General features: G+C 45.3%; 20 protein-coding genes and 2 pseudogenes. 13 read left to right on the forward strand and 9 right to left on the reverse strand.

Annotated elements, in window-relative coordinates; translation table 11 throughout:
* Positions 1 to 362 precede the first annotated feature (362 nt).
* The 6 genes and pseudogenes from KSMBR1_RS00175 to KSMBR1_RS00195 all read left to right on the forward strand — a co-directional run bounded on the left by KSMBR1_RS00175 (position 363) and on the right by KSMBR1_RS00195 (position 6180).
* On the forward strand, positions 363 to 2459 hold the full coding sequence (locus tag KSMBR1_RS00175) for a glutamine synthetase III family protein (protein WP_099323519.1): 2097 nt from the start codon (positions 363 to 365) through the stop codon (positions 2457 to 2459).
* Between the two features lie 70 nt (positions 2460 to 2529).
* Entirely contained in the window at positions 2530 to 3384 is an 855-nt protein-coding gene (locus KSMBR1_RS00180) for a tetratricopeptide repeat protein (protein WP_099323520.1), read from the forward strand.
* A gap of 33 nt (positions 3385 to 3417) precedes the next feature.
* The gene (locus KSMBR1_RS00185; protein ID WP_157775546.1) at positions 3418 to 3711 is read left to right on the forward strand and encodes a hypothetical protein; all 294 of its coding nucleotides are present in this window, start codon (positions 3418 to 3420) and stop codon (positions 3709 to 3711) included.
* A gap of 38 nt (positions 3712 to 3749) precedes the next feature.
* Positions 3750 to 4088 (forward strand): annotated as a pseudogene (locus tag KSMBR1_RS22915) (AIPR family protein); the annotation flags it as partial.
* Positions 4089 to 4136: 48 nt separating this feature from the next.
* Positions 4137 to 4337: pseudogene (locus KSMBR1_RS22920) on the forward strand (hypothetical protein); the annotation flags it as partial.
* Positions 4338 to 4344: 7 nt separating this feature from the next.
* Positions 4345 to 6180 carry an RNA-directed DNA polymerase gene (locus KSMBR1_RS00195; protein WP_099323523.1) on the forward strand — a complete coding sequence of 612 codons (1836 nt, stop codon included), beginning with the start codon at positions 4345 to 4347 and terminating at the stop codon, positions 6178 to 6180.
* A gap of 16 nt (positions 6181 to 6196) precedes the next feature.
* On the opposite strand, the gene KSMBR1_RS22925 is transcribed toward KSMBR1_RS00195, so the two are convergent.
* Genes KSMBR1_RS22925 through KSMBR1_RS20520 form a run of 5 tightly spaced genes read right to left on the reverse strand, consistent with a single transcriptional unit; the run spans position 6197 to position 9176 of the window.
* Complete coding sequence (locus tag KSMBR1_RS22925) at positions 6197 to 6499, reverse strand: CHC2 zinc finger domain-containing protein (protein ID WP_099323524.1); 303 nt, start codon at positions 6497 to 6499, stop codon at positions 6197 to 6199.
* Between the two features lie 11 nt (positions 6500 to 6510).
* The gene (locus KSMBR1_RS00205) at positions 6511 to 7302 is read right to left on the reverse strand and encodes an ExeA family protein (protein ID WP_099323525.1); all 792 of its coding nucleotides are present in this window, start codon (positions 7300 to 7302) and stop codon (positions 6511 to 6513) included.
* Between the two features lie 2 nt (positions 7303 to 7304).
* Positions 7305 to 8360, reverse strand: a complete 1056-nt coding sequence (locus KSMBR1_RS00210) for a Mu transposase C-terminal domain-containing protein (RefSeq protein ID WP_230408024.1) — start codon at positions 8358 to 8360, stop codon at positions 7305 to 7307.
* A gap of 52 nt (positions 8361 to 8412) precedes the next feature.
* Positions 8413 to 8865 carry a helix-turn-helix domain-containing protein gene (locus KSMBR1_RS22930; RefSeq protein WP_164994994.1) on the reverse strand — a complete coding sequence of 151 codons (453 nt, stop codon included), beginning with the start codon at positions 8863 to 8865 and terminating at the stop codon, positions 8413 to 8415.
* A gap of 38 nt (positions 8866 to 8903) precedes the next feature.
* Entirely contained in the window at positions 8904 to 9176 is a 273-nt protein-coding gene (locus KSMBR1_RS20520; protein ID WP_131493604.1) for a hypothetical protein, read from the reverse strand.
* A gap of 105 nt (positions 9177 to 9281) precedes the next feature.
* Here KSMBR1_RS20520 and KSMBR1_RS00225 point away from each other — a divergent pair, with 105 nt between their 5' ends.
* Positions 9282 to 9692, forward strand: a complete 411-nt coding sequence (locus KSMBR1_RS00225; RefSeq protein WP_099323529.1) for a hypothetical protein — start codon at positions 9282 to 9284, stop codon at positions 9690 to 9692.
* Positions 9693 to 9984: 292 nt separating this feature from the next.
* Here the strand turns inward: KSMBR1_RS00225 and ltrA are convergent, their stop codons facing one another.
* Both ltrA and KSMBR1_RS00235 read right to left on the reverse strand, forming a co-directional pair.
* The gene (gene ltrA / locus KSMBR1_RS00230) at positions 9985 to 10881 is read right to left on the reverse strand and encodes a group II intron reverse transcriptase/maturase (RefSeq protein WP_099323530.1); all 897 of its coding nucleotides are present in this window, start codon (positions 10879 to 10881) and stop codon (positions 9985 to 9987) included.
* Between the two features lie 627 nt (positions 10882 to 11508).
* Positions 11509 to 11919 carry a hypothetical protein gene (locus KSMBR1_RS00235; protein ID WP_099323529.1) on the reverse strand — a complete coding sequence of 137 codons (411 nt, stop codon included), beginning with the start codon at positions 11917 to 11919 and terminating at the stop codon, positions 11509 to 11511.
* 105 nt (positions 11920 to 12024) lie between these two features.
* Here KSMBR1_RS00235 and KSMBR1_RS20525 point away from each other — a divergent pair, with 105 nt between their 5' ends.
* From KSMBR1_RS20525 to KSMBR1_RS22940, 6 genes are all read left to right on the forward strand, one after another.
* Positions 12025 to 12297 carry a hypothetical protein gene (locus KSMBR1_RS20525; RefSeq protein ID WP_131493604.1) on the forward strand — a complete coding sequence of 91 codons (273 nt, stop codon included), beginning with the start codon at positions 12025 to 12027 and terminating at the stop codon, positions 12295 to 12297.
* 38 nt (positions 12298 to 12335) lie between these two features.
* Complete coding sequence (locus tag KSMBR1_RS22935; RefSeq protein ID WP_164994994.1) at positions 12336 to 12788, forward strand: helix-turn-helix domain-containing protein; 453 nt, start codon at positions 12336 to 12338, stop codon at positions 12786 to 12788.
* Positions 12789 to 12840: 52 nt separating this feature from the next.
* Entirely contained in the window at positions 12841 to 13146 is a 306-nt protein-coding gene (locus KSMBR1_RS00245; RefSeq protein ID WP_230408017.1) for a DDE-type integrase/transposase/recombinase, read from the forward strand.
* Positions 13147 to 13311: 165 nt separating this feature from the next.
* Complete coding sequence (locus KSMBR1_RS00250; RefSeq protein WP_099323532.1) at positions 13312 to 13896, forward strand: Mu transposase C-terminal domain-containing protein; 585 nt, start codon at positions 13312 to 13314, stop codon at positions 13894 to 13896.
* A 2-nt stretch (positions 13897 to 13898) separates the two neighbouring features.
* Positions 13899 to 14690, forward strand: a complete 792-nt coding sequence (locus KSMBR1_RS00255; protein ID WP_099323525.1) for an ExeA family protein — start codon at positions 13899 to 13901, stop codon at positions 14688 to 14690.
* A gap of 11 nt (positions 14691 to 14701) precedes the next feature.
* On the forward strand, positions 14702 to 15004 hold the full coding sequence (locus tag KSMBR1_RS22940; protein WP_099323524.1) for a CHC2 zinc finger domain-containing protein: 303 nt from the start codon (positions 14702 to 14704) through the stop codon (positions 15002 to 15004).
* 191 nt (positions 15005 to 15195) lie between these two features.
* Here KSMBR1_RS22940 and KSMBR1_RS00265 read toward each other — a convergent pair whose 3' ends face one another.
* Positions 15196 to 15423, reverse strand: coding sequence for a PqqD family protein (locus KSMBR1_RS00265; RefSeq protein WP_099323533.1), 228 nt, complete (start codon positions 15421 to 15423; stop codon positions 15196 to 15198).
* A gap of 145 nt (positions 15424 to 15568) precedes the next feature.
* Positions 15569 to 16600: a radical SAM/SPASM domain-containing protein gene (locus KSMBR1_RS00270; protein WP_099323534.1), complete on the reverse strand. Its 1032-nt coding sequence runs from the start codon at positions 16598 to 16600 to the stop codon at positions 15569 to 15571.
* Between the last annotated feature and the right edge of the window lie 211 nt (positions 16601 to 16811).

The raw sequence follows: 16811 nt of genomic DNA on the forward strand, positions 1-16811 counted from the left end.
TACAAATACATTCATGCAAGGGTTCAGGCCACAAACCAATGTCATTAAGTTAAGGATATTTGATCAAAAACAACCCCCTTTTCTAAGGGGGATTTTGCGGCAGGTAGTTTAACTTAATGACATTGGGCTGCAAACATGAGCTCATTATGAAAATTTGCATGTGTTTACTATGCTATTTATAGTATTATTTTGTAAAAACTCTATTTTTTTCAAAAAGCCAAACTATTATAAAAATGCGAATTTATTTGTTATTTGTTATTTGTCGTTTATTATTTATGCATAGTAAACAAACAGATACCCTATTCATGATGCAGTCTTCATTATAAATACAATAGAACAGCATACCGTTAGGAGGTTGCGAAATGGATGTTACCCAAATCTTTGGCACAAATGTCTTTAACGATGAAGTTATGAGGAAAAGGCTGCCAAAGGATACCTATCAACTGCTTAAAAAAACAATTGATAAAGAAATTCCTTTACCGCCGGAGGTCGCGGATGTTGTTGCAAGCGCTATGAAAGACTGGGCAATAGAGAGGGGCGCAACACATTATACCCACTGGTTTCAGCCTCTGACTGGAAGTACCGCCGAGAAGCATGATTCTTTCATCTCGCAGACAACACAAGGCGGCATAATTATGGAATTTTCCGGCAAGCAACTTATCAAAGGAGAACCGGACGCATCGAGTTTCCCAAGCGGTGGGTTGCGCGCAACCTTTGAGGCTCGTGGATATACCGCTTGGGACTGCACCTCTCCTGCATTTTTAAAGGAAGACGGGCTTGGCGGCGTCACCCTCTGTATTCCAACCGCTTTTTGTTCCTATACCGGTATGGCGCTTGACAAGAAAACGCCAATGCTTCGTTCCATGGCGGCTGTTTCAAAACAAGCGCTCCGCGTTTTAAGGGCATTGGGGAATAAAACCACAAATAAAGTTACCCCAACAGTCGGCGCAGAGCAGGAGTATTTCCTGGTTGATAAAAAATTCTTCGCGCAAAGATTAGATTTGATTGTAGCAGGAAGAACACTTTTTGGAGCTTCAGCCCCCAAAGGGCAGGAAATGGAAGACCATTACTTTGGTCAAATAAAGGATCGTATTGCCGAGTTTATGAAGGACCTTGATAAGGAGCTATGGAAACTTGGGGTCGCTTCTAAAACGAAACATAATGAAGTCGCCCCTTCTCAATTTGAAATGGCGCCGCTCTTTACATCGGCAAATATTGCGGCAGATCAAAATCAGCTTGTAATGGAGACGCTGCAGAAGGTTGCCATCAGGCATAACCTTGTATGCCTTTTGCATGAGAAACCCTATGCCGGTTTAAGTGGTTCAGGAAAACATACAAACTGGTCATTGTGTACTGATGACGGCATGAATTTGCTTGACCCCGGAACCACACCCCACGAGAACGCTCAGTTTTTACTTTTTCTCAGCGCACTGATAACGGCTGTTGACCGCCATGCGCACCTTTTGAGAAGATCAGCGGCAAATTCTGGCAATGACCACCGCCTTGGCGCGAATGAGGCGCCGCCTGCGATTATTTCTGTCTTTATGGGACAGGAACTGACTGACATTTTAGAAGCAATTTCTAAGGGGAAAAAAGCGACTTCAAAAGGCCTCACATCGATTGAGATAGGGGTAGATACCTTGCCGCCACTTCCGTTGGATAATTCTGACAGAAACCGAACGTCTCCCTTTGCGTTTACCGGCAATAAATTTGAATTCCGTATGGTTGCGTCTTCCGCTTCCATTTCAGGGCCATGCGTTGTTTTAAATACCATTGTGGCGGAAGCGCTTGATGAAATTGCCACCCGGCTTGAAAAAGCAAAGGATATAAACAAAGAAACCACACTCGTTATACGCGACGCCGTGCAGGAACATGGAAGGATTATTTTTAACGGGAACAGTTATTCGGAAGAATGGATAAAAGAAGCGGAGAAAAGAGGATTGCCAAATATTCGTTCCACCGCAGAAGCGCTGAAAACGTTTGCGGAAAAAAAGGCAGTTGATTTGTTTAGAAAATACAAAGTACTTTCTAAAGAAGAGTTGCATTCACGGCGCGAGATTTATCTCGAACAGTATGCAAAACAGATTTGTATTGAGGCAAAAGCGGCGCTTGATATGGCAAGAAGTTTATATATTCCCGCAGTATTGACCTTTGTTAAAGAACTTGCGGAATCAATAGAAAAGCTGGAGACGATAAAAGGTTCTTCTGTTGTGCAAAGAGATTTGCTGACAAAGGTATCCACCCTTCTGGAGACGTCATACAAAAATGTTGAACAACTTGATACCGAACTGACAAAGACGTATGAAATTGAGGATAGCGATAAACGTGCGGCTGCATGCCGTGATACGGTGGTTGCTACAATGAATGATTTGAGGCAAAACATCGACTCACTGGAAAAAATTGTCTCACGAAAATTGTGGCCGGTTCCTACCTATGCAGACCTTTTATTCAATTTGTAATTTAATCGCAAAGATAAAATATTTTTGTAACAAACACATCATTTCATACTAATAAAGGGGAATTACATCAATGAGTAAGTTAATAAACAGTATAAAATCGTTTCGACGCCATGGGACGAAAATCATTTTGACACTGTCACTTGTGGTATCTTTTATTTTACCTGCATATGCGCAGGAGAATCTGTGGAAGGAACTCAATGATAAAACTACCACACTTTTACAAGAGAAAAGATACGCCGACGCAATAAAGTCAGGGGAAGATGCATTAAAGATTGCAAAGGAAACATTCCCGCCCGGCCATATCTCTATTGCAGCTTCAATGAACTTGCTTGGTATACTTTATAGAACCTACACCATGTATGACGAAGCCGAACCTCTTTTCAATCAGGCGCTGGATATTTATAGGGAAACAAATGGCACAGACCACCCTACGGTCGCTTACGTCCTGCAGGAATTGGCGGAAATGTTTCTCCTTCAGGACAACTATGCTAAAGCAGAGCCGCTTTACAAACAATCTCTTGGTATATATGAGAATGTCTCCGGACAGGACAATCCCGGCATAGTCAACATCCTGAACAGATTGGGAGAAATTTACCAACACCAGGAAAAATATGCCGACGCAATACTCTTTTACAAAAGGGCGTTGGCAATTGAAGTGGAAATCTTTGGCAACGACCACCCGGACGTTGCATCATCAATGAACAATCTTGCAACACTTTATTATCACAATGGAGAAAACACAAAAGCGGAGTCTCTTTATAAACAGGCGCTGGAAATATATGAAAATGAATACGGCGCAGACCATCCCTTAGTTGCAACCATACTGGAAAATATGGCAGTTTTTTACGAGGGAACCGGAAAAAAAGAAGCTGCAAAACAACTACATGACAGGGCAAAAAAGATTTATTCCAATTACCGGAAATGAAATGCAACACGAATGTTTTGAATGGATGATGCAATGAATATCAATGCAAGCATTATTGACCAAAGGGTTGCGGGCATCATTGAAGACCATACGGATTGGCTACCGACCGGAAGCGACATTAACAAAAAGGGGTCTTCTGCATTTGTGCTACTGTGCATGTCAACATGTCTTGATATTCCCACGGAGGAGACCGCCGAATTGCTCACCGAAGGCGGAAATGATGCCGGGGTTGACGGTCTTCATGTGGGTGAGGTTGATTTCATCCATTTTAATCACGATTCGATTGTTCACATCTTCCAACGAAGCAGAAGGTGGACGCCAGCCTGACCTTGAACTGCCAAGCCATTGTGGAGGACATGAATTACATGCGCGTGCTGGTGGGCCGCGTTTCTGTTCAAGAGATTCACCGCATATTTAATTACCACGGTGATAAACTGCTGGAGCGTAATATTCGCCGCTATCTCGGACTTCACACCAGCCGGGTAAACACCGCAATCCACGAAACGCTGTGCGATCCTCAGAAGTCGGACAAATTCTACTTTTACAACAACGGCATTACCGTGGTCTGTGAAAAATTTGATTACAACGCATTTCAGAAATTTGACTACAAGGTGCAAATCAAGAATATGCAGGTGATTAACGGCGGCCAGACCTGCAAGACTATTCAGAAAACACTGAATAAGCGGTCGTTGTTTCCCAATATGATCGGCGAATCCGCCTATGTGATGATTCGTATCTATCAAATTTCCTATGAGGAAGCAGTAGATAAGGAGTATGAGAAGCACTACGACTTTCAATCAGAAGCCGTCCGTGCCGGGTTCGGGAAATCCTGGCAGGAACGCGACTATAACATCATCGTCGCCGTGGCTGACAATATCCCCAACAACGTCCTCGAAGAAGATCCCAAGCTGCTCATGTGGTACGACCAGGCGGTAACCAGGATGGGAGATTGAACCACGAATGGACAAGAATGAACACGAATTCATTTCGCTGGTTGATCTTGGCATGGCCTATCGCAAAGCAAAGGCTGACCTTTTTTATTCTCCTAGGGCATGCAGGAAAGCTTTGTCTGCTTTAGAGTTAAGACTATCGAAGAAGCTCGTGGCACTTCAAAATAAGCTTACTAAAGGAGAAGCACCGTCTGTTTCAAGCCAAAAGTGGACACTGGTTCCTAAAGAGATTAAATACGAAGAATTTAAAACAGAACAGATCAGTTCTGATCCACAACACCTTTGGGACTCAATCTGCAAACATGAGAACGTTAATTCGAGGAAAGTACAGGCGGAATTCCGGCTGATGGAGAAGCTGTCTATCGAATTTCATGTTTTTGCAGCACTCTGGATTAACAAAATCGGTCATAAGTTTGAAGCTAAACTAACGACCTCCGCTCGAGGAAATCGTCTCCGGCGGAACAAAAACGGCAAAATCAACACCCTTTCGCTTGGTTCAACCGTTCCTTACTTGTATGCTTACTGCAAATGGCGCGACGATGCCTTCGTTGCCATGGAGAATGCCTTGGAGCATGAAAAGTCGGTAGTCGCTATTACCGCCGATGTCACCTCTTTTTACCATAAACTCGATGTCCGCTTCATGCTCAATGATCACTTTATTAAGCGGATCGGTGTTGAGCTGGATAATGATGAAAAGAAGCTCCATTCCCTGTTCATCACTGCGCTTTATCAATGGGCAAAAAAAACTCCTCTCAAACGAGGGCTGCCCGTTGGTCTTACAGCATCTTCGGTCATTGCCAATGTGGCGTTGTTTGAACTGGACGGGCTTTTCGAGCGTGAAATTGTGCCGCTGTATTACGGACGTTATGTAGATGACATCATTCTTGTCATGGAAAACGGGGCGAATTTCAAGAGATCCGTCGAGATATGGGATTGGCTAGTTGCGCGTATGGATAAAGCGTTGAGATGGAAAGATGAAAAAGACAAAAAGGAGTTGCAATACACTCAGCCATATCTTGATGGCAGCGAAATCATCTTTGCCAACAAAAAGAATAAAACATTCCTGCTTTCAGGTGCGAGTGGTCTTTCCGTGCTGAAATCCATTCAGCATGAGGTTCAGATTCGTACCAGTGAGTGGCGCGCATTGCCCGCTCTACCTGGCAACAGCACCCAATTGGAATCCATGCTACTGACCGCGATTCAAAGAGATGGCATCTCGGCCGATAGTCTGCGTAAAGCTGATAAAGTTTCGGTGCGGCGCGCCGGTTTTGCGCTCAAGCTGCGAGATATCGAGGCCTATGCACGAGCACTGTCCCCTGATAAATGGCAAAAACAACGTCACTCGTTTCTAACCGCCTTTATCCGCCATGTTCTGGTGCTGCCGACCTTCTTTGATTTCTACAACTACCTGTCACGCATACTGATGCTTGCGGTTAGCTGTGGCGATTTCGCCCATCTGCGCAAGATGCTGGATGCCTTGGAAAAGATATTGATGCAACTGGAAGACTGCGATATAAGTATCAAGGCGCAACCGAAGAGCAGGTCACGAATAGAGAAACCCATATCTCTAGTATCGGAACACTTCCAAAAAAAGCTGAAGACAATCTTCTGTAAAAATCTGAAGACAATCATCTGTGAGTCCATCGAATGCGCTTATCCGTTGCGGCTGACCCGGGAATCGAAGACACTTTGGAGTACACATTTTGATGAGAATCATGATCTCTATATACCTCAGCCATTTCGAAAGATTCAGGCACGGCACCAGCGATACCTGAAGCAGGACCTGGCGCACAGTCCACTGAAAACATGTTTGTTGCAACCCGCTGCTAAGCCCCACAATAAATGAACCTGGAATTCTCAGATTAAGTGGAATTAATATATTGAGGTAAAACGGATTTTAGCAGATAGACAGCATCTGGGAAAGAGGAGTTGGAATCTACCATGACGATGTCGATGGTATTAAAGTTTTTTTTACAACGGAAACACCTGGCGAGGTTCGTATTTGGGTTGGTGGCGGAATTAAATTCAGAACAGAGAGGGCAGAGGAAGCGGAAATAGCCTTCGGAGTATTTATGAGGTATGGAGAGGACATCAGCGATGAGTCGATCGATGGGGATATCGTTTCGTAATGAGCGCAAGAGTTGAGGGGAAAAGAGACGGGCCATGGTAGACCTCCTTAAAAAGATTGAATTTCAGCAAGAGCCTGATGGAAGATATCCTGGGTAATTTTCTGTGATTGTCTGATGGAAGCGTTAATCAGGCAGGCGGTGGAAATGGCGTTGATTTGCCTTGGGATGCCGGCGGAGAACTCATGGATCAGGTCTTTGACGTCTGAGTCAAAGATTTTATCGGATGCGCCGGAAGATTTCAGATGGAAGTCTATGTATGCAGCGGTTTGAGTTTTAGTAAGGGGATGAATGTGGTAATGTACCGAGATGCGTTGTGCGAAGTCGGCATGGATGTCTCTTTTGAGGATATATTTGAGGTGTTCCTGTCCCGAGAGGATGATTTTGAGATGAGTGGAAGAATCAAGCGGAGAGCTGACAAGGAGTCTGAGGTCTGTGATGGCGTCGGTTTTCAGGAGATGAGCCTCGTCGATAACGATAATGGGAGTGAGATTTGAGCGCAAGGATTTATCCATAATTTGGAGGAAGAGCCGGTCTTTGGTGTGTTTTGGTATTTCACCGAGCTGGGAGACGATTAAGGAGAGAAGGCTGGATGATTTTAGGTGGGTAAAATGGAGGTAGATGGGGAGAAACAGGTTTTGGGGGATTTGTGAGAGGAAGAGTTTGAGGAGTGTGGATTTTCCGACTCCCGTCTGTCCGTAGAGGACGGCGATAGAGCCTGAGTGTAAGAGGTATTGGAGTCGTGCAAGCCCCTGGGTAAAGCGTTCGTCTTTCATGATAAGGCTGGTGTTGATTCTTTCAGAGAACGGCTGAGTAGTCATGGAAAAATGAGAAGTAAACATGGTTAAGAGACCTCCTTTTTCGAGTAAGCGATTTGTAATTCACGAATGATATAGGGTAAGGTTTTCACGGAGGCATTTTGGAATGCCTCCGTGAGCAATGATTCGTTGAGAGCGGGGATACGGTTGTAGCATTTTTTAAGCGATTCGAGTTCATGAGAGCTGAAGGCGGAGAGAGAGCCTTTGTGTCCCATGAGGAGTGCGAGTTTCTGGACGAATGCCATGAATGGCCAGGGTCGTTCGGAGATGATTTGGTGGTAATCAATGCCTTTGGCCTGAGCCTGGAGAATGGATTTGTGTTTCTGAGTGATAGGGTCGAGGTAATTATGTTTTGGTTTTGAAGGTGAGGCGGCTGGAGTTTCAGCGCCCTGGTCGCGCAGGTAGAGATTTCCCGAGCCGAGGTATTCACCGTTTGCGGAATAGATCAAGACCTTTTTGAGATCGCCGTATGGGTCGTAACGGACTTCTACTTTATCGCCTCTGAGTTTGGGGTCAACACGGTAAAAGCGGTTATCAATGCGGACATCGGCAAAGGTTCTGTCAACGGTTCTGGGGATGCGTTTCATGAAGAAGGCAAGAGCGGCGTCCATATCGACGTGTCGGATGACGGTAAGCCCCTCGTCGTAGCGTTGTTTTGGAGATTGATTGGTTTCGGAGTGGATTCTTGCGTGATAGACAACGGCAAGGTAAGCGGAGAAGGCCTGGTTAATGGCATCAAGGGTGATAATGTCGCCGGAGCGGACTTCCGACTCGAACTGTGTCTGGCTGGTGCCGAAGAAACGTTCGACCAGTCCGCCGGGAGCAGGGTCGCGTGGTGGTCTGTGGATGAGTTTAATGCCGAGGTTGTAACAGGCAGAGCGCAGGGCGTCAGAGTGGTAGACCTTGGCATTGTCGAGGTAGAGTTCTTTGGGCGAGCCGTGGATAGTCCAGGCCCTGATGAGAGAATCGATAAGGATATCGAGGGTTTGTTTGAGATAATACCGTCCTTCGACCACATAACGGCTGTAGCAGTCGATAAAGAGACAGAGGTTTGTGGGAAGCGCCTCGCCGTCAACGAGCACGAAAGGGCCTTCCTGGAAGTCGCCAATCCAGAGGTCGTGGGTATGCTCACGGCTAAGAGCGTATACGCACCTTTTGCTGTGAGACGCCGAGTTTGAGCCGGGTCGCCCCTGCGAGTCTGAGATGGCGGTAGAGGGTGGATTTGGGGATCGTTTTCCCATAGTATTTCTCAAGAAAGCGGTTGAGGCAATCGTCGCTGCGGCGTGGTTGTTCTTTTTTGAGTTCAACGGCTTTGTCGATAATTTCAGGAGAAAACCTTCTGGATGCGCCACGGTCGCTCCTCGCCTTTCTTGCAAGAGATTGAAATCCATCTTTGCGGTAGCGGTTGAGTTTTCTCCTGAGGGTAGAGATAGTGGGTCTTTTCCGCTTTCCGTTGGGGAATACGACCTCCTGAAGGCAGAGTTTTTTCAGAAAAAGGTTGGTCTGCTCCTTCTCAATCTCACCGAAGATGACAGGATGCAGAAGATTGCACCAGAATAAAGCCCATTTTTCGTCTTTCGATTTCATAATTCACCTCCTTTTTTAAGTGTGGAGGTGATTGTAACTCAAGACCAGCCGCTTTTTGTTGCCAGTTCGGGGAAAAATGAATGCCCAAAAATTCGGTGATATTCCGGCTCGGCGCTGAACAATTGAATCGATTGATCGAGGGAGGTTTTTCGTTGTTTGCTTTTATACTTTCCGTGGTAAATGGGAAACATTTGGCGAAAAACCGGAGAGTTGGGGTCGGCCTGCCTGATGAGGTCAAAGGCGTTGCGGAGTGTGTATTTCAGTGAGCCAAAGAAACGCAGCCACCTCCAAACGGTTGACCAGGCAAGCATGCGGTTGTCTATTTCCTGTGTTCGGGTAGTATATCCGATGGCAGAGGAGACACTCCGGTAGGTTTCTGTATCATCTTTGACATAAGCCTGACTGAAGGAGAGACAGTGATCCTTTACGTACCGCTTGTAAGGGAGCGCATACTCAGGATAGGAAGTAAACGTCTTCTTGCACAAGGAACATTTCCAACGTCCCAGGAAAGATTCTATCGTATGAACAAGGGAGTCGATAATAACGTGAAACAACCGATATCTGCATTCATGAAGGGTGAAATTGACATGGGTACTCTTGCACTTTGGACAAAAGCATGGCTTCTGTTTTGTCGCAATAAGCTTTTCATGCTTGTGGATTTTTTCTATAATATTCACGCACTGCCTCCTTTGTATAGAGGGGAAATGGGCAGGAGGATGAAGTTTCCCAACGTTCGGTCCTCCTGCCCTGAGTTTTTTATGTTCCGGAAAAATCTTACAAAACTTGTCCTCGTGAAAACGGGGAACTGGGAAGTAAACCGCCGTTAGGAAGTTTGGAAGTGGTTTTAACCTCTTCCAAACTATTTAATGAGGCTTTACTCCGCCTTACGGACGGAACTTCTTTCTAACGGGGTAAACGATGTATTTTTCTTAACGTGAACAAAAAATCAAGTGAAATACTTACGCAGGATAAAAAAAAGGCGGGGTAGCTGGGTAAGATTTTTCAAATCATTTGCTGGGTATTAGACTCAAATATTCTGAGACTAATTGGGCATTTTTGGAGCATTTATTCTAAGACGTAGCATCTGGTGATGTCTCTGATGTTGTTCCTTCGGCAGGCTCAGGACAGGCTCTTGAGTTTGTTCAGTGATTTCGTGCTTATACCCTTATACTTGCCCTTGAAATCGTATCCGAGAAACCTGAAACCTCTTTCGAAGTTGGTGAGCTTGGTTTTATCCTCGCTCAGCTTCATTCCAAGTTTCCCTGCAATGATTTCTTTGACATAGCTGAGGGCGGCTGGGAGTTCATCTTTTGTTTTAGTCATGACAACGAAATCATCGGCGTATCGGACAAACTTATATCCAGCCTTTTCAAGTTCCTTGTCGATGATGTCACCGATAAGGTTTGCAAGCAAAGGGGAAATGACGCCTCCTTGCGGAGTGCCTTTGTTTGTCTCGTGCACGATGCCGTCCTCCATGACCCCTGCTTTGAGCATGTTCTCAATACTGTTCAAAACCCATCCATCAGCGATTTTCTCACGTAAGGAGTCCATAATAAGCTTATGGGGTATGGTGTCATAGAATGCCATTATATCGGCATCAAGGACGCTGGTATACCCTTCCTGCTTATACTGTTCAAGCCGTTTGATAGCATCGTGACAGCATCTGTCAGGGCGAAATCCAAAGCTGTTATCTGAGAATCCTTTCTCAAATATTGGCTCTATGATTTGCCTGAACGCCTGCTGTACAATCCTGTCCTTAACAATGGGAATGCCAAGAGGTCTCTTGTCATGCCTGCCTTTGGGGATGTATACCCGCAGGACAGGCGCAGGGTTGTATATGGCAGTCTTGAGTTCCTGATGGATACTCATGATATTCACATCAAGATTGGACTCAAATTGCTTAATACTTACCCTGTCAAGACCAGCTTTGCCTTTATTCTTCTTTACGTGTTTGAAAGCAGCATAAAGGTTTTTCAGACTAAACACCTTGTCTCTTAATGAATGATACTTAAGCATCTCTCGATATATTCCTTTCGATTGATTACGGATAATAGACTTGTCAATCGTGTTTCCTGGGTACGGATTCTCCCAAACATAGGCAAAAACAAGAGAGGCTCTTGTTACTGCTTACCTACGCAAAAGAGTTTCTTTTCTCATTGAACGTATTCAATCTACCACTTTCATCAATTCCACTACGGTTATGCCCCTTTCATTTCCGATTCACACCGGAAACTATTATGAGCAATGCTGACGACTTCAAAGATAGACTTGTGAGAGAAGCTTGTCTATCACCATCTCATACAGCTCGGACTTCGGAATTTCCTTATACCTTGCTGTTAGGGAATTTTGCCCAAGACGTAAGTCCTCCCCCGGTCATATGGATTACCTGCTACGTCTTAGAATAAATGCTCCAAAAATGCCCAATTAGTCTCAGAATATTTGAGTCTAATACCCAGCAAATGATTTGAAAAATCTTACCCAGCTACCCCGCCTTTTTTTTATCCTGCGTAAGTATTTCACTTGATTTTTTGTTCACGTTAAGAAAAATACATCGTTTACCCCGTTAGAAAGAAGTTCCGTCCGTAAGGCGGAGTAAAGCCTCATTAAATAGTTTGGAAGGGGTTAAAACCACTTCCAAACTTCCTAACGGCGGTTTACTTCCCAGTTCCCCGTTTTCACGAGGACAAGTTTTGTAAGATTTTTCCGGAACATAAAAAACTCAGGGCAGGAGGACCGAACGTTGGGAAACTTCATCCTCCTGCCCATTTCCCCCCTATACAAAGGAGGCAGTGCGTGAATATTATAGAAAAAATCCACAAGCATGAAAAGCTTATTGCGACAAAACAGAAGCCATGCTTTTGTCCAAAGTGCAAGAGTACCCATGTCAATTTCACCCTTCATGAATGCAGATATCGGTTGTTTCACGTTATTATCGACTCCCTTGTTCATACGATAGAATCTTTCCTGGGACGTTGGAAATGTTCCTTGTGCAAGAAGACGTTTACTTCCTATCCTGAGTATGCGCTCCCTTACAAGCGGTACGTAAAGGATCACTGTCTCTCCTTCAGTCAGGCTTATGTCAAAGATGATACAGAAACCTACCGGAGTGTCTCCTCTGCCATCGGATATACTACCCGAACACAGGAAATAGACAACCGCATGCTTGCCTGGTCAACCGTTTGGAGGTGGCTGCGTTTCTTTGGCTCACTGAAATACACACTCCGCAACGCCTTTGACCTCATCAGGCAGGCCGACCCCAACTCTCCGGTTTTTCGCCAAATGTTTCCCATTTACCACGGAAAGTATAAAAGCAAACAACGAAAAACCTCCCTCGATCAATCGATTCAATTGTTCAGCGCCGAGCCGGAATATCACCGAATTTTTGGGCATTCATTTTTCCCCGAACTGGCAACAAAAAGCGGCTGGTCTTGAGTTACAATCACCTCCACACTTAAAAAAGGAGGTGAATTATGAAATCGAAAGACGAAAAATGGGCTTTATTCTGGTGCAATCTTCTGCATCCTGTCATCTTCGGTGAGATTGAGAAGGAGCAGACCAACCTTTTTCTGAAAAAACTCTGCCTTCAGGAGGTCGTATTCCCCAACGGAAAGCGGAAAAGACCCACTATCTCTACCCTCAGGAGAAAACTCAACCGCTACCGCAAAGATGGATTTCAATCTCTTGCAAGAAAGGCGAGGAGCGACCGTGGCGCATCCAGAAGGTTTTCTCCTGAAATTATCGACAAAGCCGTTGAACTCAAAAAAGAACAACCACGCCGCAGCGACGATTGCCTCAACCGCTTTCTTGAGAAATACTATGGGAAAACGATCCCCAAATCCACCCTCTACCGCCATCTCAGACTCGCAGGGGCGACCCGGCTCAAACTCGGCGTCTCACAGCAAAAGGTGCGTATACGCTCTTAGCCGTGAGCATACCCACGACCTCTGGATTGGCGACTTCCAGGAAGGCCCTTTCGTGCTCGTTGACGGCGAGGCGCTTCCCACAAACCTCTGTCTCTTTATCGACTGCTACAGCCGTTATGTGGTCGAAGGACGGTATTATCTCAAACAAACCCTCGATATCCTTATCGATTCTCTCATCAGGGCCTGGACTATCCACGGCTCGCCCAAAGAACTCTACCTCGACAATGCCAAGGTCTACCACTCTGACGCCCTGCGCTCTGCCTGTTACAACCTCGGCATTAAACTCATCCACAGACCACCACGCGACCCTGCTCCCGGCGGACTGGTCGAACGTTTCTTCGGCACCAGCCAGACATAGTTCGAGTCGGAAGTCCGCTCCGGCGACATTATCACCCTTGATGCCATTAACCAGGCCTTCTCCGCTTACCTTGCCGTTGTCTATCACGCAAGAATCCACTCCGAAACCAATCAATCTCCAAAACAACGCTACGACGAGGGGCTTACCGTCATCCGACACGTCGATATGGACGCCGCTCTTGCCTTCTTCATGAAACGCATCCCCAGAACCGTTGACAGAACCTTTGCCGATGTCCGCATTGATAACCGCTTTTACCGTGTTGACCCCAAACTCAGAGGCGATAAAGTAGAAGTCCGTTACGACCCATACGGCGATCTCAAAAAGGTCTTGATCTATTCCGCAAACGGTGAATACCTCGGCTCGGGAAATCTCTACCTGCGCGACCAGGGCGCTGAAACTCCAGCCGCCTCACCTTCAAAACCAAAACATAATTACCTCGACCTTATCACTCAGAAACACAAATCCATTCTCCAGGCTCAGGCCAAAGGCATTGATTACCACCAAATCATCTCCGAACGACCCTGGCCATTCATGGCATTCGTCCAGAAACTCGCACTCCTCATGGGACACAAAGGCTCTCTCTCCGCCTTCAGCTCTCATGAACTCGAATCGCTTAAAAAATGCTACAACCGTATCCCCGCTCTCAACGAATCATTGCTCACGGAGGCATTCCAAAATGCCTCCGTGAAAACCTTACCCTATATCATTCGTGAATTACAAATCGCTTACTCGAAAAAGGAGGTCTCTTAACCATGTTTACTTCTCATTTTTCCATGACTACTCAGCCGTTCTCTGAAAGAATCAACACCAGCCTTATCATGAAAGACGAACGCTTTACCCAGGGGCTTGCACGACTCCAATACCTCTTACACTCAGGCTCTATCGCCGTCCTCTACGGACAGACGGGAGTCGGAAAATCCACACTCCTCAAACTCTTCCTCTCACAAATCCCCCAAAACCTGTTTCTCCCCATCTACCTCCATTTTACCCACCTAAAATCATCCAGCCTTCTCTCCTTAATCGTCTCCCAGCTCGGTGAAATACCAAAACACACCAAAGACCGGCTCTTCCTCCAAATTATGGATAAATCCTTGCGCTCAAATCTCACTCCCATTATCGTTATCGACGAGGCTCATCTCCTGAAAACCGACGCCATCACAGACCTCAGACTCCTTGTCAGCTCTCCGCTTGATTCTTCCACTCATCTCAAAATCATCCTCTCGGGACAGGAACACCTCAAATATATCCTCAAAAGAGACATCCATGCCGACTTCGCACAACGCATCTCGGTACATTACCACATTCATCCCCTTACTAAAACTCAAACCGCTGCATACATAGACTTCCATCTGAAATCTTCCGGCGCATCCGATAAAATCTTTGACTCAGACGTCAAAGACCTGATCCATGAGTTCTCCGCCGGCATCCCAAGGCAAATCAACGCCATTTCCACCGCCTGCCTGATTAACGCTTCCATCAGACAATCACAGAAAATTACCCAGGATATCTTCCATCAGGCTCTTGCTGAAATTCAATCTTTTTAAGGAGGTCTACCATGGCCCGTCTCTTTTCCCCTCAACTCTTGCGCTCATTACGAAACGATATCCCCATCGATCGACTCATCGCTGATGTCCTCTCCATACCTCATAAATACTCCGAAGGCTATTTCCGCTTCCTCTGCCCTCTCTGTTCTGAATTTAATTCCGCCACCAACCCAAATACGAACCTCGCCAGGTGTTTCCGTTGTAAAAAAAACTTTAATACCATCGACATCGTCATGGTAGATTCCAACTCCTCTTTCCCAGATGCTGTCTATCTGCTAAAATCCGTTTTACCTCAATATATTAATTCCACTTAATCTGAGAATTCCAGGTTCATTTATTGTGGGGCTTAGCAGTTAAGCCTTTCCCGCTCATCTCTGCCTTGATTTTCGGTTGTCTTTTGCTGTATTTTTTTGCTATATTCTTCATCGAAATGGTGAATCTCCTTTCAGGTGTTTTTTGTTATCAATATACCGCCGAATACCTTGGAAATCCTACCATTTCAATCCTATTCCTGCAACAAGGCTTTGCCTTGTTTGCAGGATTTAGGTTTAATTATTTCGCTTATCTCTCCAACCGTAAGACCGCTACTGAACATTTGCCAGATCCGCAGTCCTGTTTCATTTAAGGTGAAGTACATCTTCGTGCCCAGATGGAGAAGGACGGCCTCTTTGCCCTCTAATTCAGTAATAACAACATCAGGGTCAGGCGTTACCCTATAATTTAACTCCAGCATCTTTTATCAACCTCCTTTTCAGTATTTCTCGTAATTATTCAATATGAAGTGAAAGACCTCCCATCCCTTCCTATCTGCGAAGGAGGGGAGATAAGAAGTCCCCCCTTCAAGAGGGGATTTAGGAGTGTGTTTAATAATCTTGATATTATGCAAATATCACTTCCGTCCAAACCATGCGAGACCAGGGGTTTCCCGAAAACTCTTTCAGCCAGTCTACCTTCTTAAAATAATTCAAACAGAACCAACAGGGAAAATAATCTGAATCTCTAAATTTACCATTGCTGTAGTGTTCAAGCTTCTCTTTTTGAAATTTCCCACTAGCCTCAACCAAACTTACATAAGCCTCAGAAAAACTCATCTCATTCAAATTGCCTATTATATCATCGTTTCCCACATCTTCTCCATGTCCCGATAAATTACAGCACATGGTGACATTGCCTCGCCAGTCGATGTTAATCTCTTCCATTTTAAGCGAAGCGCAAGGAAAGAGTTCGGTCGTATAGTATCCCGATGCCATAACAATAGGAATGGAAAATGTTTTCTGGAGCTGACAGATGATAGTTTCTGTTTGCCTTCTTTCTATCGGCGAAATGTCCATATTTTCTGATACGATTCGGGGAGTTGAAATAAGATGGCCAAGCCTGAGTCCCCGGCCTCCCAGTTTTGCTGCAAGCATGGCTATTTCATTTAATTCACCCCGACTGTGGGACGTAATGACCGTATTGAAGGTGAAGGGAATATCTTTTACCACGCAAATGCTTACTGCCTGCATCACCCGGCGATACGAACCCTTTCCACGAAGCATGTCATGTGTTTCCTCCCTTGCACCTTCTAAACTAAAGGTAATTCCAGTAAGACTATTAAGATGCGGGAGCAACTTCTCATAAATTCGGGTAAAATTCCAACCATTTGTTACAAAGCCAAAGTTATATCCAGCTTCTGATACCATCGTGAGCATCTCGGTAAATCCGGGATGCAACGTTGGCTCTCCGCCAGTAAAGGAGATGTAATCAAAGCCATGCCCCCTGGCATTCCGGAGAATTCTTTCTAAGATTTCTATTTTCAGGTCTCCGTCACCACTATGCCTTCCATCAAGGCAATGATGGCAACTTAAATTACAGCGATTGGTAAGTTCTATCAATATTCCCGGCATTGTAGTATTACTGTATAAAAGCATCTCTTCAGCGTAAATATTACACGATTCCCAACGGTTTCAGGTTTACAACCGTTCGGCTGGGCTCACGACGAAGCCTGAACCTATGAGTTTATGCGTATAATGGAGCTATGTACAGCAATAAAACCCCAACTCTTAACCACGGAACACTAGGAATACACGGAAGCTTGCTATAATAAAATCAGTCAGGGTGCATTTTAGATTTTTTGTAGAA

Origin of the sequence: Candidatus Kuenenia stuttgartiensis (assembly GCF_900232105.1) — a bacterium.
GTDB classification, from domain to species: Bacteria; Planctomycetota; Brocadiia; order Brocadiales; family Brocadiaceae; genus Kuenenia; species Kuenenia stuttgartiensis_A.